The sequence below is a fragment of the Ramlibacter sp. G4-7 genome, from assembly GCF_057784995.1.
This window is the reverse complement of sequence record NZ_JBYNTT010000011.1, coordinates 165,893-190,478: the sequence shown is the minus strand read 5'-3', so window position 1 is coordinate 190,478 and position 24,586 is coordinate 165,893. Positions and strand designations below refer to the sequence as shown.

The 24,586-nt window shown below is 70.8% G+C and carries 24 protein-coding genes; 8 read left to right on the top strand and 16 right to left on the bottom strand.

The features are described from left to right. From AC3EGR_RS16920 to accD, 6 genes are all read left to right on the top strand, one after another. The coding region (locus AC3EGR_RS16920; protein WP_488547674.1) for a FimV/HubP family polar landmark protein at positions 1-720 on the top strand (720 nt) is incomplete at its 5' end. A gap of 109 nt (positions 721-829) precedes the next feature. After that, positions 830-1,612, top strand: coding sequence for a tRNA pseudouridine(38-40) synthase TruA (gene truA / locus AC3EGR_RS16915; protein WP_488547673.1), 783 nt, complete (start codon positions 830-832; stop codon positions 1,610-1,612). Next, positions 1,609-2,310 carry a phosphoribosylanthranilate isomerase gene (locus tag AC3EGR_RS16910; RefSeq protein ID WP_488547672.1) on the top strand — a complete coding sequence of 234 codons (702 nt, stop codon included), beginning with the start codon at positions 1,609-1,611 and terminating at the stop codon, positions 2,308-2,310. The genes truA and AC3EGR_RS16910 overlap by 4 nt, the downstream gene beginning before the upstream one ends. Beyond that, complete coding sequence (trpB, locus tag AC3EGR_RS16905; RefSeq protein WP_488547671.1) at positions 2,288-3,538, top strand: tryptophan synthase subunit beta; 1,251 nt, start codon at positions 2,288-2,290, stop codon at positions 3,536-3,538. Before AC3EGR_RS16910 ends, trpB begins: the two co-directional genes overlap by 23 nt. Further along, complete coding sequence (gene trpA / locus AC3EGR_RS16900) at positions 3,535-4,353, top strand: tryptophan synthase subunit alpha (RefSeq protein WP_488547670.1); 819 nt, start codon at positions 3,535-3,537, stop codon at positions 4,351-4,353. The genes trpB and trpA overlap by 4 nt, the downstream gene beginning before the upstream one ends. A 10-nt stretch (positions 4,354-4,363) precedes the next feature. Then, positions 4,364-5,236, top strand: coding sequence for an acetyl-CoA carboxylase, carboxyltransferase subunit beta (gene accD / locus AC3EGR_RS16895; RefSeq protein ID WP_488547669.1), 873 nt, complete (start codon positions 4,364-4,366; stop codon positions 5,234-5,236). Between the two features lie 39 nt (positions 5,237-5,275). Here the strand turns inward: accD and AC3EGR_RS16890 are convergent, their stop codons facing one another. Next, positions 5,276-5,818, bottom strand: coding sequence for a YggT family protein (locus tag AC3EGR_RS16890; protein WP_488547668.1), 543 nt, complete (start codon positions 5,816-5,818; stop codon positions 5,276-5,278). A gap of 20 nt (positions 5,819-5,838) precedes the next feature. Here AC3EGR_RS16890 and AC3EGR_RS16885 point away from each other — a divergent pair, with 20 nt between their 5' ends. After that, on the top strand, positions 5,839-6,498 hold the full coding sequence (locus AC3EGR_RS16885) for an LON peptidase substrate-binding domain-containing protein (protein WP_488547667.1): 660 nt from the start codon (positions 5,839-5,841) through the stop codon (positions 6,496-6,498). 36 nt (positions 6,499-6,534) lie between these two features. On the opposite strand, the gene AC3EGR_RS16880 is transcribed toward AC3EGR_RS16885, so the two are convergent. The 15 genes from AC3EGR_RS16880 to AC3EGR_RS16810 form a co-directional block, all read right to left on the bottom strand. Then, the gene (locus AC3EGR_RS16880; protein ID WP_488547666.1) at positions 6,535-7,035 is read right to left on the bottom strand and encodes a DUF4142 domain-containing protein; all 501 of its coding nucleotides are present in this window, start codon (positions 7,033-7,035) and stop codon (positions 6,535-6,537) included. A 105-nt stretch (positions 7,036-7,140) separates the two neighbouring features. Beyond that, positions 7,141-8,946 carry a polysaccharide biosynthesis protein gene (locus AC3EGR_RS16875; protein ID WP_488547665.1) on the bottom strand — a complete coding sequence of 602 codons (1,806 nt, stop codon included), beginning with the start codon at positions 8,944-8,946 and terminating at the stop codon, positions 7,141-7,143. Further along, positions 8,930-10,438, bottom strand: coding sequence for a DegT/DnrJ/EryC1/StrS family aminotransferase (locus tag AC3EGR_RS16870; protein ID WP_488547664.1), 1,509 nt, complete (start codon positions 10,436-10,438; stop codon positions 8,930-8,932). Before AC3EGR_RS16870 ends, AC3EGR_RS16875 begins: the two co-directional genes overlap by 17 nt. Continuing rightward, positions 10,435-11,055 carry a NeuD/PglB/VioB family sugar acetyltransferase gene (locus tag AC3EGR_RS16865; protein WP_488547663.1) on the bottom strand — a complete coding sequence of 207 codons (621 nt, stop codon included), beginning with the start codon at positions 11,053-11,055 and terminating at the stop codon, positions 10,435-10,437. The genes AC3EGR_RS16870 and AC3EGR_RS16865 overlap by 4 nt, the downstream gene beginning before the upstream one ends. A 1-nt stretch (position 11,056) precedes the next feature. Then, the gene (gene neuC / locus AC3EGR_RS16860; RefSeq protein ID WP_488547662.1) at positions 11,057-12,193 is read right to left on the bottom strand and encodes a UDP-N-acetylglucosamine 2-epimerase; all 1,137 of its coding nucleotides are present in this window, start codon (positions 12,191-12,193) and stop codon (positions 11,057-11,059) included. 4 nt (positions 12,194-12,197) lie between these two features. Next, on the bottom strand, positions 12,198-13,214 hold the full coding sequence (neuB, locus tag AC3EGR_RS16855; RefSeq protein ID WP_488547661.1) for an N-acetylneuraminate synthase: 1,017 nt from the start codon (positions 13,212-13,214) through the stop codon (positions 12,198-12,200). Beyond that, a complete protein-coding gene (locus tag AC3EGR_RS16850; RefSeq protein WP_488547660.1) occupies positions 13,214-14,002 on the bottom strand; it encodes an SDR family oxidoreductase in 789 nt (262 codons plus the stop codon). The genes neuB and AC3EGR_RS16850 overlap by 1 nt, the downstream gene beginning before the upstream one ends. Further along, on the bottom strand, positions 14,002-15,354 hold the full coding sequence (locus AC3EGR_RS16845) for a glutamate-1-semialdehyde 2,1-aminomutase (protein WP_488547659.1): 1,353 nt from the start codon (positions 15,352-15,354) through the stop codon (positions 14,002-14,004). The genes AC3EGR_RS16850 and AC3EGR_RS16845 overlap by 1 nt, the downstream gene beginning before the upstream one ends. A gap of 100 nt (positions 15,355-15,454) precedes the next feature. Continuing rightward, on the bottom strand, positions 15,455-16,426 hold the full coding sequence (locus AC3EGR_RS16840) for a Gfo/Idh/MocA family protein (RefSeq protein WP_488547658.1): 972 nt from the start codon (positions 16,424-16,426) through the stop codon (positions 15,455-15,457). Then, positions 16,423-17,130: an acylneuraminate cytidylyltransferase family protein gene (locus AC3EGR_RS16835; RefSeq protein WP_488547657.1), complete on the bottom strand. Its 708-nt coding sequence runs from the start codon at positions 17,128-17,130 to the stop codon at positions 16,423-16,425. Before AC3EGR_RS16835 ends, AC3EGR_RS16840 begins: the two co-directional genes overlap by 4 nt. Continuing rightward, positions 17,127-18,374: a glycosyltransferase gene (locus tag AC3EGR_RS16830; RefSeq protein ID WP_488547656.1), complete on the bottom strand. Its 1,248-nt coding sequence runs from the start codon at positions 18,372-18,374 to the stop codon at positions 17,127-17,129. The genes AC3EGR_RS16835 and AC3EGR_RS16830 overlap by 4 nt, the downstream gene beginning before the upstream one ends. Continuing rightward, positions 18,371-20,149: an asparagine synthase (glutamine-hydrolyzing) gene (asnB, locus tag AC3EGR_RS16825; protein ID WP_488547655.1), complete on the bottom strand. Its 1,779-nt coding sequence runs from the start codon at positions 20,147-20,149 to the stop codon at positions 18,371-18,373. The genes AC3EGR_RS16830 and asnB overlap by 4 nt, the downstream gene beginning before the upstream one ends. 1 nt (position 20,150) lies before the next feature. Further along, entirely contained in the window at positions 20,151-20,705 is a 555-nt protein-coding gene (locus AC3EGR_RS16820; RefSeq protein ID WP_488547654.1) for a sugar transferase, read from the bottom strand. Further along, positions 20,702-21,505, bottom strand: a complete 804-nt coding sequence (locus AC3EGR_RS16815; RefSeq protein ID WP_488547653.1) for an aldolase/citrate lyase family protein — start codon at positions 21,503-21,505, stop codon at positions 20,702-20,704. Before AC3EGR_RS16815 ends, AC3EGR_RS16820 begins: the two co-directional genes overlap by 4 nt. A gap of 11 nt (positions 21,506-21,516) precedes the next feature. Further along, positions 21,517-22,965, bottom strand: a complete 1,449-nt coding sequence (locus AC3EGR_RS16810) for a lipid II flippase MurJ (protein ID WP_488547652.1) — start codon at positions 22,963-22,965, stop codon at positions 21,517-21,519. Positions 22,966-23,055: 90 nt separating this feature from the next. Here AC3EGR_RS16810 and lysS point away from each other — a divergent pair, with 90 nt between their 5' ends. Next, the gene (gene lysS / locus AC3EGR_RS16805) at positions 23,056-24,582 is read left to right on the top strand and encodes a lysine--tRNA ligase (protein ID WP_488547651.1); all 1,527 of its coding nucleotides are present in this window, start codon (positions 23,056-23,058) and stop codon (positions 24,580-24,582) included. Positions 24,583-24,586 lie beyond the last annotated feature (4 nt).

Sequence of the window (24,586 nt, the reverse complement as noted above, 5' to 3'; positions counted from 1 at the left end):
GCCGCTGCCGTCGCCGGCGCCGCCGCGGTTGCGGGCGCCGCCGCAGTCGCTGCCCGTGCACCGGCCCCCGCCGCACCGGCGCCGTCCGCGCCCCCGGGCGACCTGGACCTGGACCTGGACTTCTCGCTCGGTGACGACGATCCTGCCCCGGTTGCCGCTGCCGCACCGGTGGTCCGCCCCGAACCGGCACCGGTCGCCAAGCCTGCGGCACCCGCACCGGCTGCCGTGGTCGAGCCGCCGCCGCTGAACATGGACTTCGCCTCGACGCCCGTGCAGGCGCCGGCGCTGTCCCCTGCGCCGTCCCTGGACCTGGGCAACAGCCTCGAGTTCGATGCGCCCGCCCCGGCCCCCGCGGCCAAGGCCGCTCCCGCAGCGGCGCCCGCGGCCGTGGCGAAGAACGACATGCTGGAGTTCGACCTCGGTGGACTCTCGCTGGACCTGCCCGGCACTGCCCCGGCTCCCGCACCGGCGCCCGCCGCTTCCGCTCCCGCGGCAGCGATGAGCCCCCCGGCCATGGGCCTGGACATGCCGCCCCCGGTGGCCGCCATGGGTGGCGCCGAGGAAGCGGACAGCCCGCTGGCGACCAAGCTGGCGCTGGCCGAGGAATTCAACGCGATCGGCGACGCCGACGGTGCGCGCAGCCTGGCCGAGGAAGTGCTCGCCGAGGCTTCCGGCGACCTGAAGTCGCGGGCGCAGCGCCTGCTGGCCGAGATCGGTTAAGGTTCACCGCAGCACGTCACCCTCGCAGCGAGGGTGATGCAGGAACCCCAGCGTTGCGTGCAACCCTGGGGTTCATTTCATTCACCGCCAGCCTACGGACTGCACGCCCGTGCGACTCGCCCTCGGCATCAGCTACAACGGACAGGCCTACGACGGCTGGCAGAGCCAGCCTTCGGGCCGCACGGTGCAGGACCACCTGCAAGCTGCGCTCGCGCGTTTCGCCACCGTCCCCCTCGCCACCGTCTGCGCCGGCCGCACCGATGCCGGCGTGCATGCCCTGCGGCAGGTGGTGCACCTCGACACCGAGCTCAGGCGCGAAGACTTTTCCTGGGTCCGTGGCACCAACACCTTCCTGCCGCCCGACATCGCGGTGCAATGGGCACGCCCGGTCCCCGACGCCTTCCACGCGCGCAACAGCGCCCGGGCGCGCCGCTACGCCTATGTGCTGCTGGAGTCGCCCGTGCGCCCCAGCGTCGAAGCCGGGCGGGTGGGCTGGGTGTTCCGGCCGCTGGATGCCCAGGCGATGCGCGAGGGCGCCACGCACCTGGTGGGCGAGCACGACTTCAGCTCCTTCCGCGCCTCGTCCTGCCAGTCGCCGACGCCGGTCAAGACGCTGGCGCCCATCCGCATCGCGCGGCGCGGGCCCTACTGGCGCTTCGACTTCGAGGCGAACGCCTTCCTGCACCACATGATCCGCAACCTCATGGGCTGCCTGGTCGCCGTCGGCCAGGGGCTGCACCCGCCGGCCTGGATGCGCGAGGTGCTGGAGGCCAGGAGCCGCGACGCGGCCGCGCCGACCTTTTCGCCAGACGGCCTCTATTTCCTGGGTCCCGTGTACGAAGACCACTGGGGGCTGCCGAGCCAGGCCCCTGCGTATGATTGGCTGCCATGACGAGCCCCGGCCGTACGCGCATCAAGATCTGCGGGCTCACCCGCGAGCAGGACGTGGACGCCGCGGTGCAAGCCGGTGCCGACGCCATCGGCCTGGTGCTGTATGCGAAGAGCCCGCGCTGCGTGACGCCCCAGCGCGCCGCCGACCTCGCGCGCCGGCTGCCGCCTTTCGTCACGCCGGTGCTGCTGGTGGTGAACGAGTCGCCAACCGCCGTGCGTGCCGCCTGCGAGCTCGTGCCGGCGGCCCTGCTGCAATTCCATGGCGACGAGACGCCGCAGCAATGCCGCGACGCCGCCGCCGGCCGCCCGTGGATGCGCGCCGCCCGCATTCCCGTGGATCCGGCCGCGCCTTTCGACTTGCTAAAATTCGCCTCTGATTTCAGCGCGGCGCAGGCCCTGCTCCTCGACGCCCACGTCGAGGGCTTCGGCGGTGCCGGCCAAACCTTCCCGTGGTCACGCCTGCCAACAAGCGCCAGCTTTCACGCCGTTTTGTCTGGTGGGCTCACACCTGCAAACGTGGGCGATGGCATCGCGCAGGTGCGGCCGCGTTTCCGGACGCTGGCCGTTGACGTGAGCTCCGGCGTCGAGTCCAGCAAGGGCATCAAGGACGCCGGCAAGATCCATCAGTTCGTCGCGGCCGTGCGGGCCGCGGACGAACGCCTTGCAAGGTCATCCCATGTCCCTTTACCAGCAGCCTGACGCCACCGGCCACTTCGGCATCTACGGCGGCAGCTTCGTCAGCGAGACGCTGACCCATGCGATCAGCGAGTTGCGCGACGCCTACGAGCGCTTCCAGCACGACCCCGAGTTCCTGCAGGAATTCGAGTACGAGCTCAAGCACTTCGTGGGCCGCCCCTCGCCGATCTACCACGCGCAGCGCATGAGCCGCGAACAGGGCGGCGCGCAGATCCACCTCAAGCGCGAGGACCTGAACCACACCGGCGCCCACAAGATCAACAACGTGATCGGCCAGGCCATGCTGGCGCGGCGCATGGGCAAGCCGCGCGTGATCGCCGAGACCGGCGCCGGCCAGCACGGCGTGGCCACCGCCACCATCTGCGCGCGCTACGGGCTGGAATGCGTGGTCTACATGGGCAGCAACGACGTCGCGCGCCAGAGCCCCAACGTGTACCGCATGAACCTGCTGGGCGCGCGCGTGGTGCCGGTGGAGTCCGGCAGCAAGACGCTCAAGGACGCGCTCAACGAGGCGATGCGCGACTGGGTCACCAACGTCGAGAACACCTTCTACATCATCGGCACGGTGGCGGGCCCGCACCCTTACCCGATGATGGTGCGCGACTTCCAGAGCGTGATCGGCCGCGAGTGCATCGAGCAGATGCCGGAACTGGCCGGCCGCCAGCCCGACGCGGTGGTCGCCTGCGTGGGCGGCGGCAGCAACGCGATGGGCATCTTCCACCCTTACATCCCGTACGAGGGGACGCGCCTGATCGGCGTCGAAGCCGCGGGCGAGGGGCTGGACTCGGGCAAGCACTCCGCGTCGCTGCAGCGGGGCAGCCCCGGCGTGCTGCACGGCAACCGCACCTACATCCTGCAGGACCCCAACGGCCAGATCATCGAGACGCACAGCGTCAGCGCGGGCCTGGACTATCCCGGCGTCGGCCCCGAGCACGCCTGGCTCAAGGACATCGGCCGCGCGGAGTACGTGGGCATCACCGACAAGGAAGCGCTGGCGGCCTTCCACTACCTGTGCCGCACCGAAGGCATCATCCCGGCGCTGGAGTCCAGCCACGCCATCGCCTATGCGATGAAGCTGGCCAAGACCATGCGGCCCGACCAGCACATCCTGGTCAACCTCTCGGGCCGGGGCGACAAGGACATAGGCACCGTCGCCGACCTCGCGGGCGTGGAGTTCTACGACCGGCCTTCCATGCGCGGCCTCACGCTCAAGGGAGGGCCCAGGCCATGAGCCGCATCCAGGCGACCTTCGAGCGGCTGGCCAGGGAACAGCGCAAGGCGCTCATTCCGTACATCACGGCCGGCTTCCCCTATGCCGACATCACCCCCGGGCTGATGCACGCCATGGTAGCGGCGGGCTCGGACGTGATCGAGCTGGGCGTGCCCTTCTCCGACCCCATGGCGGACGGCCCGGTGATCCAGAAGGCCGGGGAGAAGGCCCTGGGCTTCGGCATCGGCCTCACGCAGGTGCTGGCGATGGTGAAGGACTTCCGCACCGGTGACGGGACGACGCCGGTCGTGCTCATGGGCTACGCCAACCCGGTGGAGCGCTACGAGCTGGCCCATGGCAGCGGCGCGTTCGCGCGCGACGCGGCCGCGTCGGGCGTCGACGGCGTGCTGATCGTCGACTATCCGCCCGAGGAATGCGAAGCCTTCGCCGCGCAGCTGAAGGTCAACGGGCTGGACCTGATCTTCCTGCTGGCCCCGACCAGCACCGAGCAGCGCATCCAGCAGGTCGCGCGCATCGCCAGCGGCTATGTCTACTACGTGTCGCTCAAGGGCGTCACCGGCGCCGGCCACCTGGACACTTCCGCCGTGGAAGAGGCCCTGCCCCGCATCCGCAAGCATGTGAAGATCCCCGTGGGCGTCGGTTTCGGCATCCGCGACGAGAACACCGCCCGCAGCGTGGGCCGGGTGGCGGACGCGGTGGTGATCGGCACCAAGGTGATCCAGGTCGTCGAGGACCAGCCGCGGGAAAACGTCCAGCCGGCACTTTCCCAATTCCTGAGCGGCATTCGCGCTGCTTTAGACTCGAAGAATTCCTGAGGAGCCCTGCATGAGCTGGTTGGAGAAACTGCTGCCCCCGAAGATCCAGCCGACGGATCCGAACGAGCGCCGCAGCGTGCCGGAAGGCCTGTGGATCAAGTGTCCCAGCTGCGAGACGGTGCTGTACAAGACGGACCTCGAGCAGAACGTCAACGTGTGCCCCACCTGCGGCCACCACCACCGCATCGGCGCGCGCGCCCGGCTGAACGCCTTCCTCGACGCCGAGGGGCGCTACGAAATCGGCCAGGAAGTCATCCCGGTCGACGCGCTGAAGTTCCAGGACAGCCGCAAGTACCCGCAACGCCTGAAGGAGGCGCTGGAGAACACCGGCGAGACCGACGCGCTGGTCGTGATGGGCGGCTCGGTGCTGAGCATCAACCTGGTTGCCGCGGCCTTCGAGTTCGACTTCATGGGCGGCTCCATGGGCAGCGTGGTGGGCGAGCGTTTCGTGCGCGGCGTCGAGTCCGCCATCGAACAGAAAGTGCCTTTCCTGTGCTTCACCGCCACCGGCGGCGCCCGCATGCAGGAAGGGCTGCTGTCGCTGATGCAGATGGCCAAGACCAACGCCGCGCTCACGCGCCTGGCGAAGAAGGGACTGCCTTACATCTCCGTGCTGACGGACCCGACCATGGGCGGCGTGAGTGCCGGCTTTGCGTTCGTCGGCGACCTCGTGATTGCCGAGCCCAAGGCGCTGATCGGCTTTGCCGGTCCCCGCGTGATCGAGTCGACCGTGCGCGTTAAGCTGCCCGAAGGCTTCCAGCGTGCCGAGTTCCTGCAGGAAAAAGGCGCCGTCGACTTCATCTGCGACCGCCGCGAACTGCGCAAGACCGTGGCCAACGTGCTGGCGATGCTGACGCGCCAGTCGGCCGACGCGGTCGGATAAAGACCGGATCCCTTCACCGCAGGGGCGCAGCGCGCGCCACTAGCGCAACACCGCCGCCTGCAAGTTCGCGACGACGATCGCCAGGACCTGCAGGACGATCAGCAGGGCCAGGGGCGACAGGTCGAAGCCGCCGACCAGCGGGATCATGCGGCGGAAGGGCCGCAGCAGCGGGGCGGCCAGGCGGTCGATCACGTCGACCATGGGCGAGTCTGCGCTGACCCAGGACAAGATCGCGTAGACGATCGTCAGGCCCACCGCGCCCGAGATCAGCAGGCGCACCAGCCCGAACAGCGCCAGGAGCGGCACCGCCGCGTAACCGCCGCCCAGCATCAGCGCCAGGATCAGGAACTGCGCCAGCTCGAACAGGAAGGCGGCCAGGATGCTCGCGAAGTCCCATCGCCTGTAACCCGGCATGACCTTGCGCAAGGGCAGCACGATCCAGTCGGTCAGGGCGAAGATGAAACGCCCGACCGGATTGCCGAAAGGAATGCGCTGGTGCTGCATGTAGGCACGCAACAGGCATGCGCCGCCGAGCAGGCCGGCAACGACGTCGAGCAGGAAGGTGGCGATCTGGAAGAACATGGTTCAGGTTGGGTCGTGGGATGATAGCGGCACCCACTGGACCCGCCGTGCCCGCCGCCCTCACCCTGCAGTCGCTTCCCCTGTTTCCCCTGAGCGCGGTGCTTTTCCCGGATGGCCTGTTGTCCCTGCGCATCTTCGAGGTGCGCTACCTGGACATGATCAACAAGTGCCGCAAGGCCGGCGCACCCTTCGGCGTGGTCTCGCTCACCGAGGGCAACGAGGTGCGGCAGCCCGGCGTGCAGGAGGCATTCGCGCCGGTGGGCACCCTGGCGACGATCGCCGAGTTCGAGCAACCGCAGCCCGGCCTCATGCTGGTGCGCGCGGTGGGTGCCCAGCGCTTTCGCATCCGCGACAGCGACCAGCTCAAGCACGGCCTGTGGGTCGCGAACGTGGAAAGCCTGGCCGCCGACATGGCGGTGACCGTGCCCGAGGACCTGCGGCCGGCGAGCGAGGCCCTGGAACGCCTGATCCAGTCGCTTCAGATCAACCCGGGCAACCCCGGCCCGATGCCGCTGCAGCCGCCCTGGAAACTGGACGACTGCGGCTGGGTCGCCAACCGCTGGTGCGAGTTGCTGCCGCTGCCGGTCGCACTGAAGCAGCGGCTGATGGAACTCGACAACCCGCTGGTGCGCCTCGAACTGGTGAGCGACGTGCTCACCAGGACGGGCATCATGAACTGAGTCGCCAGCGCAGGCGCGCAGGCGGCTCGCTCGGGCTTACCCCTTCTTCACGGCCTTGGAGAGTTCCTCGGCCTTGTCGTGGTGCTGGTGCAGCGTGGGCAGCGTCTTTTCGGCGAAGGCCTTCACGTCGGCGTCCTTGGAACCCTTGCTGGTCTTCTCGAACAGGCTGATGTCCTTCTTGTGGTCCTGCAGGCCCACGTGCTGGATGAAGTCCTGGTCGAAGTTCTTGGCCTTGGACAGCTTGTCCAACTGCTTCTGCTCCGCCTTGGGCAGCGCCGTGGGCAGCTTCACGTTCTTCTTCTGCGCCAGCGCCTTCAGTTCGTCGTTGGCCGCACTGTGGTCCTTCACGAGCATGGCGCCGAAAGCCTTGACGTCGGCGTTCCTGGCCTTGGACTCGGCGAGCTTGCCGACCTCGACCTCGAACATGCCGCCGGCGGCGGCCTTGTCGAAGAACTCCTTGTCGCCGTGGGACACCTTGTCGGCGGCAAAGGCCATGCTGCTGACGGCGAGGAGGATGGGGATGAGCGTTCTCTTCATGTTGGTTCTCCCTGTGGGAGAGGCAGTATCGAAGAGGGCGCGGCCCCGGCCCGTAGTCCGCTTCCGGCAACACTGACGGTGCGTGCCTACGTGCGTGGCAGCAGCTCAGCGCGGCGCGTATTCGGGGACCTGGCCGCGCAGCCACTGGCGCAGCGGCGCTCCGGCCGGCGCCGCCCCCGCCTGCTCGATCCAGCGCACCACCGCCTCGATGTCCGGCAGCGCGCCGCCGGTCTTGGCGATGCGCAGCTTCGCATGCGGGGTGGGCTCGGTGGTCTCGTCGTCGGCGAGCAGCTCCTCGTAGAGCTTCTCGCCGGGACGCAGGCCGGTGAAGGTGATGGGCACTTCCTGCTCGGTCTTGCCCGAGAGGCGGATCAGCATGCGCGCGAGTTCCACGATCTTCACCGGCTCGCCCATGTCCAGCACGAAGATCTGGCCCGTGCGGCCCATCAGCCCCGCCTGCAGCACGAGCTGCGCCGCTTCGGGGATGGTCATGAAGTAGCGCACGATCTCGGGATGCGTGACGGTCACCGGGCCGCCGCGGTCGATCTGCTGCGTGAACAAGGGCACCACGGAGCCGCTGGACCCCAGCACGTTGCCGAAACGCACGGAGACGAACTGGGTGTGCGGCTCGCGCGCGGCCAGCGCCTGCAGCACCAGCTCGGCGAGCCGCTTGCTCGCGCCCATCACGTTGGTCGGGTTCACCGCCTTGTCGGTGGAGATCAGCACGAAGCGCCGCGCGCCGCAGGCCGAGGCCGCCCGCGCCGCGTTGAGCGTGCCCAGCACGTTGGTGCGCAGCGCCTCGATCTCGTTGGACTCCTCCATCAGGGGCACGTGCTTGTACGCCGCGGCGTGGAAGACCACGGCCGGCCGGTGCTGGCAGAGCACGGCCTGCAGGCGTTCCGGCTCGCGCACGTTGGCCGTGTAGTACTGGCCCTGCATCTGCGGATGCGAGCGGCGCAGCTCCTGTTCGAGCTGGTAGATGCCGTACTCGGACACGTCGATGCACACCAGCTTGCCGACGCCGAAGCGCGCGATCTGGCGGCACAATTCGGAACCGATGGAGCCGCCGGCGCCCGTGACGGCCACGACCTGGCCGGAGAAGAGTTCCGCCAGGCCGGCGACGTCCAGGGCCACGGGGGCGCGCCCCAACAGGTCCTCCAGCTCGATCTTGCGCGGGCCCGTGCTTTCCGCCTTGAGCCACTCGTCCGGCCGCGGCAGCGTCAGCAGCGTGATGTGCGCCTCGGAAGCGAGCAGCAGCACCTGGCGCCGCTCGTTCGACCCCGGTGGGCTGGCGACAAGTGCCGTGCGCGCATCGGCCGCTTCGCACACCTCGGGCAGGTCCTCGATCGTGCCCAGCACGCGCACCTCCTGCAGGGAGCGCCCGCGCTCGCTGGCCAGCGGCGACAGGATGCCCACGGGCCGCCAGCGCTGCGAGCCCTTGAGCGCGCGCAGCGCGCCGGCCGCCTCGTCCAGCGAGCCCACCACCAGCACCGGCGTGCCGCCCTGCCCTTGCGTGCCGCGCTCGGCCCAGGTGCGCCAGGCCGCGCGCGCGCCGCCCATCGCCAGGAAGGCCAGGATAGGCTGCAGCAGCAGCACCGAGCGCGGGAACTCCGGCAAGCGCAGCATGAGCACCGCCAGCGCGGTGAACACGCCGCCCAGGAAGACGCCGCCGGCCAGCTGGCGAAATTCCGGCAGGCCGATGTATGTCCAGACCTGGCGGTCGACACGTCGCACGACCAGTCCGGCGGCCAGGCCCAGCACGCACCACGGGCTCGCGTCCCGCGCGAGCCGCGCGAAGTCGCCCGGGATTTCGAAATTGAAGCGCAGCCAGAACGCCGCCCACCAGGCCGCCAGCCCCAGCGCGAGGTCCAGCACCAGCAGCGACAGCGCCCTCCTAGACAGCAGCCGCACCCAGCGCCTCCGCGCGCTGCAGGGCGCGCCGCAGGTGGTCGATCACCCGGGCGAGCTGTTCGTCCGCCAGGTTGGAGCCCGAAGGCAGGCACAGGCCGGCGCCGAACAGGCGCGCGGACACGTCCTCGCCCTCGGCGTGCGCGAAGTACGGCGCACCGCGGAACAGCGGCTGCAGGTGCATGGGCTTCCACACCGGCCGCGCCTCGATCGAGTGCCGCTCCAGGCTGCGCAGCACGTGGTCGCGCCGGCGCGGGGCGTCCTCGCCCTGCAGCTCCATGCAGGTGAGCCAGCGGGTCGAGCGCATGCCCTCCGGCTCGGGCATCCACCGCACCTCGGGCAGGTCGGCGAGCGCCTGCCGGTAGATCGCGTGCACCTCGCGCCGCCGCTGCACGCGCTGGTCCAGCACGCGCAACTGGCCCCGGCCGATGCCGGCCAGCACGTTGCTCATGCGGTAGTTGAAGCCCACCTCCACGTGCTCGTAGTGCGGCGCCGGCTCGCGTGCCTGCGTGGACAGCTTGCGGGCACGGGCGACCAGGTCGGCATCGTCCGCGACCAGCATGCCGCCGCCGGAGGTGGTGATGATCTTGTTGCCGTTGAAGGAGTACACGCCCACGCGGCCGAAGCTGCCGCTCTGGCGGCCCTTGTAGGTGGCGCCCAGCGATTCCGCCGCGTCTTCCAGCACCGGCACGCCGTAGCGTTCGCAGATCGGCAGCAGCGCGTCCATGTCGGCGCTCTGGCCGTACAGGTTCACCAGCACCACGCAGCGTGGCAGCCGGTTCTCGCGGCTGGCCCAGGCGAAGGCGCGCTCCAGCGCCTGCGGCGACATGTTCCAGGAGCCGGGCTCCGAATCGATGAACACCGCCTGCGCGCCGCAATACAGGATGGGGTTGCAGCTGCCCACGAAGGTGAGCGAGGAGCAGAACACGGTGTCGCCGCGCTGGACGCCCAGCAGCAGCAGGCCCAGGTGGATGGCGGCCGTGCCGGAGCTCAGGGCCGCGGCATGGCCGACCCCTGCATACGCCGCGAGCTCGCGCTCGAAGCCGTCGACGTGGGGGCCCAGCGGGGCGATCCAGTTGCTGCGGAAGGCCTCCTGCACGAAGGCGGTCTCCTCCTCGCCCAGGTGCGGCGAGGACAGCCAGATGCGCTGCGACAGCTCGCGCCGCAGCAGCAGGTCCACGGGATGGCCCTGCGCATCGACGACGGGGAGCTGGTCGATCTGGTGTTCGTCCATCAGCGCGAGCGCGCGGCCCACGCCTTCGAGTTCCGGCAGCGTGACGGGCGGCTGGCCGGGCAGCGTGGCGATGTAGGCATCCTCGGGCGTGCGCGCCAGCGCCGCGCGGCGCAGGTCGCCGTCGGTGAGCGTGCGCCGCAGCTTGCCCTTGCTGTCCAGGACCAGCAGGATGTTCTTCGCCGTGCGCTCCAGCGCGTCCAGCGCTTCGCGGATCGTGCACGTCGCGGGCACGCACAGGGCCCGGAACAGCTGCTCGTTCATCGCACCCTCCTGGCCGGCACGCCGGCATAGATCCCCGGCACGTCCAGGTGCCCGCGTACCACCGCCCCGGCGCCCACCACGATGTCATCGGCGATGCGCACGCCGGGCAGCACCGCGGCGCCGGCGCCCACCAGCACGCGTTCGCCGATGCGCGCATTGCCGCCCAGCGCGGCGAGCGGCGCGACATGGGTGAAGGCACCCACCCGTACGTCGTGGTCGACCACGGCACCGTGGTTGACGATCACGCAGCGGCCCAGGCGTGCGCCCGGTGCGACCACGGCACGCGCCGCGACGAAGCTGCCCTCGCCCACCTCCGCGTGCGGGGACACGGACGCATCGGGGTGGATCACCGTCGCGAGCGGCAGGCCGATCGCCCGGGCTTCGCGCTCCCGCGCGGCCGCGGAGCCGATCGCCACATGCAGCTCGCTGCTGAGCGCGACCGCCGTGTCCAGCGCCTCGACGTCCAGTCCCGGCAGCAGCGCCTCGCCCGTGCGCGCCGGGTCGCGGTCGCTCACGCGCACGCGCGCCCAGCGGCCCTGCGCCAGCGCGGCATCGGCCGCCACGCGGCCATGGCCGCCGGCGCCCAGCACGAGGAGGATGGAGGTGGGGACCGTCACGTCAGTAGCTGTTGGTCTTTTCGAGGACGGCGCGGTCCAGCGGCCATGTGGCGAGAGCCCGTGCGATGCGTTCACCGGCATGGCCGTCGCCCCAGGGATTGTCACATGGCCAGCGGCCGTGGCTGCGCGCCGCGCGCAAGGCAGCGAGGATGTCGGCCGCGTCCGTTGCCACGTCGGCGACGTTGGGGCCGTGTTCGCGCATGTGCTGGCGGCTGCCCACGTTGACCACCGGCGTGCCGAAGCTCGCCGCCTCGATGATGCCCGAGGAGGAATTGCCCGCCATCACGGCGCAGTGACGGATGGCGGCGCAGAACTGCGCGCGCGGCAGGTGCTGGAGGCGGCGCGATCCGGGGGGCAGCTGCGCCGCGGCGAGCGCAGCGAGGATCTCGCGCGCGCCGGCGTCGGCATTCGGTTCCAGCCAGAGCACGGGCAGGCCCAGCCCGGCCAGGGCTTGCAGCAGCGAGCGGGTCTGCTGCGCCGCTTCGCCGGCCTGCTGCACGACGGGGTGGAACAGCGCCAGCACGAACTCCTGGCCAGGGGGCAAGCCGAGCGCGGCGAGCGTGTCCTCGCGGGACGCCGCGGCAAGGGCCTGCAGGCCGTCGAGCCCCGGCGCCCCCGTGAGCACGATGCGCGCCTGGTCTTCGCCCATCTTCAGCAGGCGCTCGCGCGCGGCCTGGGTCGCCACGCAGTGATAGCTCGCGAGCTTGCTGATCGCATGCCGCACCGGCTCGTCCACCGTGCCGGAACGCTCGCCGCCGTGCACGTGCACGGCGGGCACGCCCACGTGCAGCGCGGCGATGGCGCCGGCCAGCATCTCCCCGCGGTCCCCGAGCAGCAGCAAGGCGTCGGGACGGGCCCGTTCCAGCAGCTGGGTCATGCCCCGGGTGACGTCCGCGATGGCCAGCGCCATGCTGGCGCCCGTGCGCGTGAGCACGTCGACCGGGATCTCGGCCAGCACGGGCAGGCCACTGGCACGCACTTCGTCCACCGTCTGCCCGTGTGCGGGGCTCAGGTGGGTTCCGGTCACCGCCACCTGCACCTGCAATCCCGGCGTCGCCTGCATGCGCTGCAGGGTCGCCAGCATCAGGCCGAAGTCGGCCCGCGTGCCCGTGAGATAGAGGATGCGCCGCTGGCCCATGCGTTCAGTCCTGCAGCCAGTCCCATTGCAGCACGCTGCCCGCCGGGATGGCAGCGCGCGCACTGCGGCCCAGCACCCGGTCCCACTCGCCCGGCGCGATCCCGGTGGCGGGACGGCGGCAGGCCAGCATGGCCGCCTGCAGGGTCGTCCCGGCGGGGATGTCCACGGCCGCCACGATGCTGCGGCGGGCGACGCCCGCCGCGTCCTGCTCGTCGCGCTGCGGCGCCTTGACGCCGTCGCCCAGCATGGCCGTGATCCGGCGGATGCCGCGCACCATGCTGGCGAACTCTCCCGGCTCGAGCGACGCTGCGTGGTCGGGGCCCGGCAGCTTGCGGTCCAGGGTGAGGTGCTTCTCGATGACGCTGGCGCCCAGGCTCACGGCGGCCAGCGCCGCCTCGATGCCCGTGCTGTGGTCCGAATAGCCGACCGGCAGGCCCAGGGCCGCGCGCATGGTGGTGATCGCGCGCAGGTTCAGCGCCTCGTCCGGAGCGGGATAGGCGGACGTGCAATGCAGGACGGTGAGATCGGCGAGCGAGCCGCGGGCGGAGGCCGCCCAGGCGAGCGCCTCGCGCACCTCGTCCAGCGTCGCCATCCCGGTGGACAGCAGCACCGGCAGCCCCGTGGCGCAGGCATGCTGGACGAGCGCGCGGTGCGTCAGCTCGCCCGAAGGCAGCTTCATGCGCCGCACGCCCAGGGCGACCAGGAAGTCGACGGCGTCGAGCGAAAACGGCGTGGAGAAGAACTCGATGCCGACCGCCGCGCAGTGGTCGCGGATGCGCTCGTGCTGCTCGCGCGAGAGCTCCAGCTTGCGCAGCATGCCGAACTGGTCCTGTTCGCCGGTCTGCCGCTTCTGGTATTCGGCGGTCGGCGCGCCGGGCACCACCAGGTCCTCGGCGCGGAAGGTCTGGAACTTCACGGCGTCGGCGCCCGCGGCGCGCGCCGCATCGCACAGCGCCAGCGCCATGCCGAGGTCCCCGTTGTGGTTGACCCCGGCTTCGGCGATGACGAACACGGCCTCCATCACCAGACCGTCCAGCCGCCGTCGACCACCAGGTTGTGGCCATTGAGGTAGGAAGAGGCATCGCTGGCGAGGAACAGCATGCTGTTGACGATGTCGTCGCGGCTGGCCATGCGGCCCAGCGGCACGCGCTGCGCATAGTTGCGCACGAAGGTCTCGTTCTGGCCGCTGAACACGCCCCCCGGCGTGATGGCATTCACCCGCACGCCTTGCGCCCCCCAGTAGCTCGCGAGGTACTGCGTCAGGCCCCACAGGCCCGCCTTGCTCGCGGAGTAGATCGCGGGCGTGTTGATCGCGCGGCCCTGGTACTCGGAGCCTTCGTAGATGCGCTGGTCGGGCGCCACGATGCCGTAGATCGACAGCGTGTTCACGATGGCGCCGCGGCCGCGCTTGGCCATGGGCGCGCCGAAGGCCTGCGCGCAGAGCATGGCGCCGGTGAGGTTCACGGCCATCACCGCGTTCCAGTCCTCGAGCGGAAACTCCTCGAAGGGCGCGAAGAAGTTCTCGCTCTTGGTGGCCGCGTTGTTGAACAGCACGTCCGCCACGCCCCAGTGCGCATGCAGGCGTTCGGCGGCCGCACGCACGCTGGCGGGGTCGCTCACATCGGTGGGGACCTTCAGCAGCTCGCCGCTGTCGGCGCCCAGCCTGGCCAGGTCCTCCGTGCTGCGATCGAGCGCGCAGACGCGGGCGCCGGCCGCGAGGAAGGCCGCGACGGCGCCCTGCCCCAGGATGCCGGCCGCGCCGGTCATGGCGATGGTCTTGCCGTCGAGGCGGAAGCTGTCGGTCGTCATCAGTTGAACTGCCGGAACACGGGCTTGATGGCAGGTCCTTCGAGGAAGCGCTCGGCGCCGCCTTCGAGCGCGCGCGCGTAAACCGCGAGGGCCTGGCGCGCTGCCTCCAGCGTGCGCTGCAGTTCGCCCTCGCCGTGCGCGAAGCTCTGGGCGACCCAGGGCATGAGCACGCCGTGGCGGATCATCTCCTGCGAGAACAGCGTCCGCAGCGGCAGGCTGGCCTGGCCCTGCCGGTCGAAGGTGAGGTAGCTCATGGAGACGGCGCTGCCCTGCAGCTGGAAGTGCTTGTCCACCCCGGCCTCGCGCGCCAGCGCCTCCAGCCCCGCGATCAGCTTCGCGCCGTAGTCCCACAGGTGCCGCACCACGTCCTTCTCCTCGTACACCGCCACGGTCTCGAGGAAGGCGGCGAGGCTCGCCATCTCGCCGCCGTGGGTGGTGGAGACCAGGAAGGTGCGCTCCTGTCCCGGCCGGTTGATGGCGCCCACTTCCATCACCTCGCGCCGGCCCACGAGCGCGGCCACCGCGAAGCCGTTGGCCATGCCCTTGCCGAAGGTGCTCAGGTCCGGCTGCACGTCGTACAGGCGCTGCGCGCCGCGCAGGTCCCAGCGGAAGCCGGTGATCATCTCGTCGAGGATGAAGAGCGCGCCTTCGCGCCGGCACAGGTCCTGCACCTGCTTGAGGAAATTGCCTGGCCACTGCGCGACTTGCGGCGTGGCCGGCCGCATGCGGTCGTGACCCGGGGCCGCATCGCAAGGCCCGACCGTCGTGGCCGGCTCCAGCATCACGCCGGCGATCTCGCCGGGGTGCGCGGCGAACAGCGCCTGCAGGCTGGCGAGGTCACCGTAGTCGAACACCAGCGTCGTGGCGTGGTGCACCTCGGGGATGCCGCGCTTGATCGCGGTGGCGCCTATGAACCAGTCGTCGAAGGAGAAGAAGGGATGCTGGCGCGGCACGCAGATGTAGCGCCGGCCGGTGTACGCCCGCGCGACCTTGGCGGCGGCCGTGGTGACGTTGGAGCCGTTCTTCGCGAACTTGACCATGTCGGCGGCGGGAATCAGGTCCACGATCTTCTCGGCGGCCTCCAGCTCCAGCACGGAGGCGCGCGTGAGGTTCACGCCGAGCTCCATGCCACGGATCGCGGCGCGGTTGATGCGCGCGTCCGCATAGCCGATCGTCACCGCCCGCAGCCCCATGCCGTAGTCCAGCAGGGTGCGGCCGTCGGCCGCGGTCACGTAGGCGCCCTTGCCGCTGACGAGGATCTCGGGCGCGTTGGCCGGGTACTGATCGTCGCCGCGCGAATAGGTGTGGGCGCCGCCGGGGATCACCCGGTGCAGGCGCTCGCTGTAGGACATCAGGAAACCTCCCCCAGGCTTGTCCACTCCGTGGCCTGCGCCTCCCCCCTCCGCAAGCGGAGGAGGCGAGCGCCTTCGGGCGGCCGTGCGGCGCTCTTGCTCATTTCTCGATCTCTTCCAGCAGCGACAGCACGCGGATGTCGTCCTGCAGGGTGTGCGGGAAGCGCGCTTCGCCGCGGGCGGCCGCGAGGAAGCTGGCGACCTCGGCGACGTACATCGCTTCGCCGATGTTCTGGTGGTAGCCGGCGTGGGCGACGCTCCTGGGCTGGTGGAGCTCCACCAGGCGGCCGGGCTCGGCCTCCCACACGCGCACGACGCCGCTGTCCCAGTCCCAGGACAGCGAAGCGCGCTCGAAGTTGAGCGTCAGGTTGCGCACGGCCTGGCGCGCGACCACGTCCACCACCAGCGTGCCGACGAACCCCTGGAAGCGCAGCAAGGCCGCGTACGTGTCGTCGATGGGCGCGCCCACGTCGGTGGTGCGCAGCTTCGTGCCTTGCACCTTCGCAGGCCAGCCGAAGGCGGCGACCATCCAGGTGAGCTCGAAGGGCACGATCTCGCGCGCGCCCCCGGTGAGCGGATTGGACACGTAGTAGTCGCTGACCTGCTCCCAGGGATGCCAGTCGGGCAGGTACTGGCCGCAGTGGTAGGAGAAGTTGCAGACCTTGCCGTAGCGCGCCGAGTGCACGATCTGCGTGATCTCGCGGATGGCCGCGTGAAAGCGCAGCGTGCAGGACGGCGCGACCACCACGCCCTGGGCGCGGGCTTTCTCGTCGAGCGCCGGCAGCGGGTCGCGCACCACACTGGCCTCGACGAACACCGGCTTTCGCGCAGCGATCGCCCAGGCCATCGCCGTGTGATGCTGGTCGGGCGGCGTGGAGACCACGACGGCGTCGAAGGCCTGCACGTCGGCCGCCGCGAGCTGCTCGCGCACGGGGATGCCGTACTCCTGCGCCGCCTGCGCGCGGCGGTCGGCCCGCAGGTCGAACCCTTCCACCTGCTGCACGCCCAGCTGGCGCAGGCAGCGCACGCGGCGCCGCCCCATGGAACCCAGTCCGATCACCAACGCCTTCACGGCAGCCTTCCCTTGAAATGTTGCATCACGGCTTCCACGCAGAGGAAGTCGAACAGGTCGTCGACCTCGTAGTTCTGCCAGCGTTCGATTGTGTACCCCAGCACGCGGGGCGGATAGAAAGTGCGGTGGCGCTGCAGAGCCTCGGTCTTGACGGCGTAGGCCACGCCATAAGGAAACCACGCGACCGGCGCATCGCCGGATACCGCCTCGGCCCAGGGGGCGAGGCGCCCGTCGTCGTCCATGCGCTTCATGACCGCGGGCTGTTCCAGCTGCACGCGGCCGACGGTGACCACCGCATCGGTCTCGTCCCAGCGCCGCCGCAGCAGTTCGGCGACGCCCGGCAGGTCGCTGCCGGCCCGCAAGGGCGAGGTGGGTTCGAGCAGGATCACCGCGTCGAAGGTCTCGCCTTCCTGCTCGCGCAGAAATTCCAGCGCGTGCAGCGCCGCGTCGGCCGAGGTGCTGGTGTCGCCGGCCAGCGCAGGCGGGCGCAGGAAGGGCACGCGGGCACCATGCGCGCGGGCGACCTGCGCGATGGCTTCGTCGTCGGTGGACAGCACGACATCCGCGATGGCGGCACACGCGCGCGCCGCTTCTATGCTCCACGCGATCAGCGGCTTGCCGGCCAGCGGCCGGATGTTCTTGCCGGGCAGGCGCTTGCTGCCGCCGCGGGCGAGGATGAGGGCAAGGATGCGGGGCGCCTTCATGGGCGGGGTCCTGTGGGCCGGCGCGCGGCCAGGGTTGCAATTTCCTGCGCCACGCGCTGTGCCGCGCCCCCCTGCGGCCCGGCGGCGGAGGCGTCGCGACGGACGGCGGCGAGCTGTTGCGCCAGCAGCGCCGGCAGCGCTTCGAGACCAGGCACCCCCGTGCCCAGCCCCAGGCGGCCATAGTCCATGCCCGAACGCTGGACCAGGGGCGAAAAGGACAGCGCGAGGACCTGCTTGCCCGCCGCGTGCGCCTGCGCACCCACGGTGGTGGCCTGCACCACCACGACGTCCGCGGCCGCCAGCACGGGCACGAGGCCTTCGCGATCGGGCTGGCTCCAGTGCACGCGCGCGTGCGGCGCGGGCGGCGTGAAGCGGTGCCACTCGTTGGGGTGGTAGCGGATCGCCAGGCAGGCATCGTCGCGCGCCAGCACCTCGTGCAGCAGCAGGTCCTGCACGGCTTGCCCCAGCGCCGGGCCCGCCCAGCGCGGGTCGGCGTCTTCCGGTTCCATGTGGCCGGCCCAGAGCACCACGGGGCGCTCGCCCCAGCCGCGTTCCGCGCGCAGGCGCGCCGCGGCCTCGCGCGCCTGCGGGCCGGCGAGCGCGTCGAAGGCCGGGTTGCCGGTGACGACGATGCGGCCCGCATCCACGCCCGCATCGACGAGGTTGCGGCGCGTGCCTTCCGACAGCACCGTGATGCGGTCGGCGTGGACCGCGCGTTCGCGGTAGGGATCGCCCGGCAGGGCGAAGAGATCCACCATGGAGAGCGACGGGATGCCCAGGGCCTGCGCCGCGACGATGGCCGCCTGTTCACTGCGCGGCGAGTTCGTGGCCACCACGATGTCCGGGCGCAGTTCGCGCAGCACGCGCTGCATGAAGCGCACCGGAAGGAACGCCTGTCGGCCGCCCAGGCGCCATTGCTCCCAGGCCGCCGGCGCGCCCAGCGCGTGCACGGTTTCCTGGAAGTTGAGCCCGAGGTAGGCGAGCGAATCCTCGCGGGCGACGTCCGGATGTTGCTGCTCGCCCAGCAACTGCTCGCCGTAGCGGAGAGCCTGTTCGCCTTCCGCACCGGTGCAGAAGTCGCGGTAGCCCAGCGGCTGCTCGCCGGCGCGCCGGGCAACGCCGGCCGCGGTGGTGAGCGCCAGGATGCGCGCATCGCAGCCGGGGACCAGCGCACGCAGGGCCCGCATCACCGGCAGGCACATCTCCACGTGGCCGCCGCCGTAGCTCACGAACAGCGCCTTCATCGCTGGGCGTCCCACAGCGCCAGGGCAGCCAGCGCGCGCAGCTCGCGCGTGTGATTCGCGCTGCCGTCGCCGTGCTGCGCCAGCAGGCGCTCGACTTGCGCCGGCGCGAACAGCTCGCGCAGCAGGCCGCTGGCACCAAGCACCTGCCGCAGCCAGGGCTGGCTGTCCTTGCGGAACCACTCGCCGACCGGCACGGTGAACATCTGCTTGCGCCGGTAGGCCAGGTCCTCGCCGATCAGCGGCGTGACCGCGCGCTTGTACCAGTGCTTCTTGTCGCCGTCCGCGGACAGCTTGGTGGCACCGCGCGCGCAAAAGGCGAACTCCATCATCCGCCAGTCGAGGAAAGGCGTGCGCGCCTCGATCGAGACGGCCATGCCCATGCGGTCCGGCTTCACCAGGTTGTTGCCGCACAGGAGCAGTTGCATGTCCAGGTACAGCGCCTGGTTCACGCGGTCGAAGTGCGCCGCCTGCTCGAACCAGGGCTGCGCCGCGGCCTCGAAGCTGTCCACGTCCCGCAGCCGTCGCGCGATCTCCGGGCGATAGAGTGCCGCCTTGGCTTGCGGCGTGAACAGGGAGATCGCGTCGAAGTAGCCGCGCCGGAAGTCCGCGTCGGACTGCGTGAAGGCCTCGGGCCGCGCGAAGTACTCCGCGTACTTGTCGTAGCCCGCGAACAGCTCGTCACCCCCGTCGCCGGTGAGGACCACCTTGACGTGCTTCGCCGCCAGCTCGCTCACGCGCAGGGTCGGCATGAAGGACGCGTCGCCGTGCGGCTGGTCCAGGTGGTACAGCACTTGCGGCCAGCGGGCCAGCATGTCCAGTTCGGCGATCTCGCTGGTGTGCGCGCAGCCGAAGCGCGCGGCTGCCTGGGCCGCGTAGGCCGACTCGTCGAAGCGCGGGTCGGCAAAGCCGATGCAGAAGGTGCGCACCGGCTGCTGCACATGACGCGCCATCAGCGCCACGATGGTGCTGGAGTCCACGCCGCCCGAGAGGAAGGCGCCCCAGGGCACGTCGGCGCGCAGGCGGAGGCGCGTGGCGTCGTCCAGGATGGCGAGGAACTCCTCGCTCCAGGCGCCGAAGTCCTGCTCGCGTTCCTGCTGGGCGGCCAGGTTCCACCAGCGGCCCTGCTCCACGCCGGATCGCGTGAACCGCATCCAGCAGCCCGGCATGAGGTGCCGGACGCCCTGCCACACCGTCCACGGCGCCGGAATGTAGTTGAACGTCAGGTAGTGGTGGATCGCCTCGAGGTCCGGTTCGGGACGCGCGGGCAGCGCCTGCAGCAGCGCCTTGATCTCCGAGGCGAACAGCGCCCGGCCGCCCTGCTGCGCGACGTACAGGGGCTTGACGCCGATGCGGTCGCGCACCAGCAGCAGGGCATCCTCGCGGGCGTCGTCGATGGCGATCGCGAACATGCCGTTGAGGCGCTGCACGAAGGCGAGCCCCTCGCGCTCGTACAGGCGCAGCAGCACCTCGGTATCGGACGCCGTGTCCAGCCGCACGCCTTGCGCGCGCAACTCGGCGGCGAGCTCGACGAAGTTGAAGATCTCGCCGTTCTGCACGATGGCGATGCGGCCGTCGTCCGAGACGAAAGGCTGGTGCCCGTGCGCGAGGTCGATGATGGAGAGGCGGCGGTTGCCCACGGCGACGCCGCGCGCCGGATCGTGGCGGATGCCTTCATCGTCGGGACCGCGGTGCACCAGCGTGCGCGCCATCGCGGCCAGCACGTCGTGCGTCAGCGGCCGGCGCTCGCGGTCCCAGTAGCCGAAGATGCCGCACATCTCAGTTCGCTCCGCGGCCGGTCAGGCGGCCGACCGTCCAGGCGAGGATGCGCAGGTCCAGCCACAGGTCGTGCTCGCGCACGTAGCGCAGGTCGAGTTCCCGGCGCTGGTCCTCCGTGCCCTCGGAGCGCAGCACCACCTGGGCCAGACCCGTGATGCCGGGGCGCACGCTGCAGCGCAGCGCCCAGTCGCTCTCGTTGTACAGCGAGCGCTGGACCGGCACGTCGGGCCGCGGGCCGACCAGGCTCATGTCGCCGCGCAGCACGTTCAGCAGCTGCGGCAGTTCGTCCAGGCTGGTCCGGCGGATGAAGCGGCCCACCCGCGTGATGCGCGGGTCGTTCGCCGAGGTGTTGAACGGGCCGATCGCCGCCGCGTTCGCCACCATGCTGCGGAACTTGAGCATGCCGAAGCGGCGGCCGTCGCGGCCGATGCGCACCTGCGTGAACAGGACCGGGAAGCCGCTGTCGATCGCCACGGCGGCCGCGGTGGCCAGCAGCAGCGGCGACAACAGCAGCAGCGCCGTGCCGGCGAGCAGGACGTCCAGCAGCCGCTTCATGGGCGCGCGGCCAGTCCGGCGGCAATGGAGCGGATGCGGTCGCCGACACGCTGGCCGTCGGCGGCGACCTGCTGCGGCGTGCGTTGCGCCAGTTCGCGCTCGGCGGCGCGCAAGGCCGCGACCTCGCGCTCGAAGTCCATTGCGTCGTCGCGGTGGAATGTGCGCGACAGGATGACGGCCTGCGAGCCCAGGCGCAGGTGTTCGGCGAGCACGTCGCGGCCGGGCAGCAGCCCTTCGTCCAGCCGGGCGATGCCGCCGAAGCCGAAGCGCAGGCCCTGCGCCCTGGCCGCACGCGCGACGCGATCCACGCTGCCGTCGGCAAGCGGCTCGAACATGAAGCGGCAGCCCAGCGACAGGTGCAGGTCGTTGAGGCCGACGTAGATCTCGCGCAGCCCTGGGGTGGCCGCCCAGGTTTCGACGCTGGCCAGCGCCGCCGCCGTTTCCAGCAGCGCCACGATGGGTGCGCGGCCGGCGACGATCGCGCCGAAGGCTTGCAGCTGCGCGGCGCCTTCGAACATGGGCAGCATCAGGCTGTCGGCGCCCTGGGCGAGCACCGCGTCCACTTCGGCGCGGGTTCCTTCGTGCAAGGGGTTCACGCGAACCATCAGCGGCGAGCGCTTCAGGACGGCGCGCACGCGCGCCACGTCCGCCAGCTGGTGGGCGCTGATGAAGGTGTTGCGGCCGGCCTGGCGCTCGGCCTTGCCGATCCGCTCGAGGTCGACGAACAGGCGAAAGCCGCCCAACGCATCGCAGCGCCGGGCAAACGCCGGATCGTTGGTGATCTGTATCAGCTCGAGCATGCCCACCGGGATTATCGCGCGAGGGAGGAACGCAGGTCCCTGCTGGCGAGCCAGGCTGCGCCGAACACCGCGACAGCCGCGACGATCGCGGCCGCCCATTGCGAGGCGGCTGCCGCTGGGCGTCCGGCGACGAGCAGGACGAGCTGCACCGCGAGCAGCACGCCACCGGCTGCGCCGAGCGCCGGCCATGGCATCCAGCCCCGGGATGCCGGGCGTACGGCACGCAGCAAGACGAGCGCGATCACGGCAGAGAGCGCGACCAGCCAGGCCATCAGGGTCGCGCCGCTCCCCCGCGCCGCCACGAGCAGGATCGCGAGGGCGGCGCCGTAGGCGACCACGGCAATGCGCAAACGCTCCTGCGCGGCGAGCGCCGCCATGGCGATGGTGATCAGCGCCTGCGCGGGCAGGCTCCAGGCGCCGATGCGCCCCCAGTGCGCCACGTCCTCCAGGGCCTGCGGCTGCATGCGGCCCCAGCCGAAAAGCAGCTGCGCGATGGCGGGGGCGGCGACCAGCAGGCCCGCCGCGCAGGCGCAAGCGAGCGCCCAGGCCAGGGCGAATCCCCGCCGCATCATCGCGGCGGCTTCCATGCTCGTGCCGCCGCGCAGCGCATGCACGATCGGCCCGAGCGCCAGCGTCCCCACCAGCTGGATCGCGAGGACCAGGGGAAGTTCGACCAGCTTCCACGCGTAGTTGAAGGTGGCCAGCGCACCGGCCGCTTGCTGCGCGGCGAGCGAACGCGCCGCGAAAGGCAGCGCGAGCGGCAGGCCCGCGGCGGCGACGGCCCACAGCCACACGGAGGGCGTCGGCAGGGCAACGAAAACAGCGTCCAACGCCATCTGGAAGGGCCGCTGCCGCCAGTGCAGCCAGCTCAGGCGCGCGCCCATCGCGGTGAGAAGGCCCAGCCCCAGCACCAGCACCTCCAGGCGCGGGGCCTTCACGCCGGACACCACCACCGCCAGCGTGGCGATCAGCACCCCGTTCACGACCAGGTTGGAGGCGTACATGCCCGTGAGGTCCCGTTCGTGTTGCAGCCGGGTCATCCACAAGGTGGCCAGCAGCGCCAGCGGCAAGCCCGCAGCGCCCCAGGCGAGACCCGTCCCCGCCAGCGCTTGCAGGGACGGGGGCAGCCCGCCCGCCAGCCAGCGCACGACCGGCTGCTGGGCCAGCACAAGCACCGCCGCCAGCACGATTCCGCCCACCAGGAGCCAGCGCGCCACCCGGCGCTGGCTGGCCGCGATGCGCGCGCCATCCTCGTGCGACCACAGCGGCAGCAGCACGTAGGCCAGCGCCCCGCTCGCGAGGATGGTGGCCACCAGGTCCGGCAGGGTCAGCATCAGGACCGCCACGTCCCCCATGCCGCTGGCACCGAAGGCCGCGGCCTGCACCGATTCGCGCACCAGCCCCAGCAGGCGGCTGGCGAGCAGGAGGGCAAGGGAAACGGCGCCGGCCTTCAGGAACATGGGGCCGGATTATCCGTGCCGACGGCCGAGCACCCGGGCGAAACCTACAATCGAGGGTTTCGCCCCCAGCCGCGCCCAGGGCGCCCGGACATGTCCCAAGACCAGACCACCCCGCCCACCGACGAGAACCAGCTGATCGCCGAACGCCGCGAAAAGCTCAAGGCCCTGCGCGAGGCGCACCGCCAGGGCGCCGGCCCGGCCTTCCCGAACGATTTCAAGCCGGAGGTGCACGCCTCCCAGCTGCACGCCACGCACGGCGCGAAGGCGGCCGAACAGCTGGAGGCCGAGGGCAGCACCGCCCGGGTCGCCGGCCGCATGATGCTCAAGCGCGTGATGGGCAAGGCCAGTTTCGCCACGCTGCAGGACCAGTCCGGGCGGATCCAGATCTACGTCACGCGCGACGCCGTGGGCGAGGAAGCCTACGCCGCGTTCAAGCACTGGGACCTGGGCGACATCGTCGGCGCCGAGGGCAAGCTGTTCAAGACGCGCACCGGCGAGCTGTCGCTGCACGCCACGTCGGTGCGCATGCTGACCAAGAGCCTGCGCCCCATGCCGGACAAGTTCCACGGCATGACCGACCAGGAGCAGAAGTACCGCCAGCGCTACGTCGACCTGATGATGGACGAGGAGGCGCGCAAGCGCTTCGTCGCGCGCAGCAAGGCGCTGTCAGGCATCCGCGACTTCATGGTGCAGGCGGGCTTCCTGGAAGTGGAGACGCCCATGCTCCACCCCATCCCCGGCGGCGCCAACGCCAAGCCCTTCATCACCCACCACAACGCGCTGGACCAGGAGATGTACCTGCGCATCGCGCCGGAGCTCTTTCTCAAGCGCCTGCTGGTGGGCGGCTTCGAGCGGGTGTTCGAGATCAACCGGAACTTCCGCAACGAAGGCATCTCGGTGCGCCACAACCCCGAGTTCACCATGATGGAGTTCTACGCGGCCTACTGGAACTACCGCGACCTGATGGACTTCACCGAGGACCTGCTGCGCGATGCGGCGCAGAAGGCAGTCGGCAAGCTGCAGCTCACGTATGCGGGCAAGGAAGTGGACCTGTCCATGCCGTTCGAGCGCCTGACCATTCCCGAGGCGATCGTGAAGCACAGCGACGCCGGCGACAACGTGGGCAACCGGGACTGGCTGGTGCAGCAGCTGCGCAAGCTGGGCCTGTCGGAGGAGAAGGACCGCCTGTCCGCGCGCTCGCTGGCCTCGCTGCAGGTGATGTACTTCGAGGAGAAGGTGGAGGAGAAGCTCTGGCAGCCCACCTTCATCATGGAACACCCGACCGAGATCTCGCCGCTGGCGCGTGCCAACGACGAGCGGCCCGAGGTGACCGAACGCTTCGAGCTGTACATCACCGGGCGCGAGATCGCCAACGGCTTCTCCGAGCTCAACGACGCCGAGGACCAGGCCGCGCGCTTCCAGGCGCAGGTGCAGGCCAAGGACGCGGGCGACGACGAAGCCATGTTCTTCGACCACGACTTCATCCGCGCGCTGGAATACGGCATGCCGCCCGCGGGCGGCTGCGGCATCGGCATCGACCGCCTGATGATGCTGCTGACCGACAGCCCCAGCATCCGCGACATCATCCTGTTCCCGGCGCTGCGCCGGGAAGGCTAAGGGG

What these genes read in the sequence shown, in the direction of transcription:
- AC3EGR_RS16910 (WP_488547672.1), top strand. Translation starts at nt 1,609, where the DNA reads ATGACGAGCCCCGGCCGTACGCGCATCAAGATCTGCGGGCTCACCCGC.
- trpB (WP_488547671.1), top strand. Translation starts at nt 2,288, where the DNA reads ATGTCCCTTTACCAGCAGCCTGACGCCACCGGCCACTTCGGCATCTAC.
- trpA (WP_488547670.1), top strand. Translation starts at nt 3,535, where the DNA reads ATGAGCCGCATCCAGGCGACCTTCGAGCGGCTGGCCAGGGAACAGCGC.
- accD (WP_488547669.1), top strand. Translation starts at nt 4,364, where the DNA reads ATGAGCTGGTTGGAGAAACTGCTGCCCCCGAAGATCCAGCCGACGGAT.
- AC3EGR_RS16890 (WP_488547668.1), bottom strand. Translation starts at nt 5,818, where the DNA reads ATGTTCTTCCAGATCGCCACCTTCCTGCTCGACGTCGTTGCCGGCCTG.
- AC3EGR_RS16885 (WP_488547667.1), top strand. Translation starts at nt 5,839, where the DNA reads ATGATAGCGGCACCCACTGGACCCGCCGTGCCCGCCGCCCTCACCCTG.
- AC3EGR_RS16880 (WP_488547666.1), bottom strand. Translation starts at nt 7,035, where the DNA reads ATGAAGAGAACGCTCATCCCCATCCTCCTCGCCGTCAGCAGCATGGCC.
- AC3EGR_RS16870 (WP_488547664.1), bottom strand. Translation starts at nt 10,438, where the DNA reads ATGAACGAGCAGCTGTTCCGGGCCCTGTGCGTGCCCGCGACGTGCACG.
- neuC (WP_488547662.1), bottom strand. Translation starts at nt 12,193, where the DNA reads ATGGGCCAGCGGCGCATCCTCTATCTCACGGGCACGCGGGCCGACTTC.
- neuB (WP_488547661.1), bottom strand. Translation starts at nt 13,214, where the DNA reads ATGGAGGCCGTGTTCGTCATCGCCGAAGCCGGGGTCAACCACAACGGG.
- AC3EGR_RS16850 (WP_488547660.1), bottom strand. Translation starts at nt 14,002, where the DNA reads ATGACGACCGACAGCTTCCGCCTCGACGGCAAGACCATCGCCATGACC.
- AC3EGR_RS16845 (WP_488547659.1), bottom strand. Translation starts at nt 15,354, where the DNA reads ATGTCCTACAGCGAGCGCCTGCACCGGGTGATCCCCGGCGGCGCCCAC.
- AC3EGR_RS16835 (WP_488547657.1), bottom strand. Translation starts at nt 17,130, where the DNA reads ATGAAGGCGCCCCGCATCCTTGCCCTCATCCTCGCCCGCGGCGGCAGC.
- AC3EGR_RS16830 (WP_488547656.1), bottom strand. Translation starts at nt 18,374, where the DNA reads ATGAAGGCGCTGTTCGTGAGCTACGGCGGCGGCCACGTGGAGATGTGC.
- asnB (WP_488547655.1), bottom strand. Translation starts at nt 20,149, where the DNA reads ATGTGCGGCATCTTCGGCTACTGGGACCGCGAGCGCCGGCCGCTGACG.
- AC3EGR_RS16820 (WP_488547654.1), bottom strand. Translation starts at nt 20,705, where the DNA reads ATGAAGCGGCTGCTGGACGTCCTGCTCGCCGGCACGGCGCTGCTGCTG.
- AC3EGR_RS16815 (WP_488547653.1), bottom strand. Translation starts at nt 21,505, where the DNA reads ATGCTCGAGCTGATACAGATCACCAACGATCCGGCGTTTGCCCGGCGC.
- AC3EGR_RS16810 (WP_488547652.1), bottom strand. Translation starts at nt 22,965, where the DNA reads ATGTTCCTGAAGGCCGGCGCCGTTTCCCTTGCCCTCCTGCTCGCCAGC.
- lysS (WP_488547651.1), top strand. Translation starts at nt 23,056, where the DNA reads ATGTCCCAAGACCAGACCACCCCGCCCACCGACGAGAACCAGCTGATC.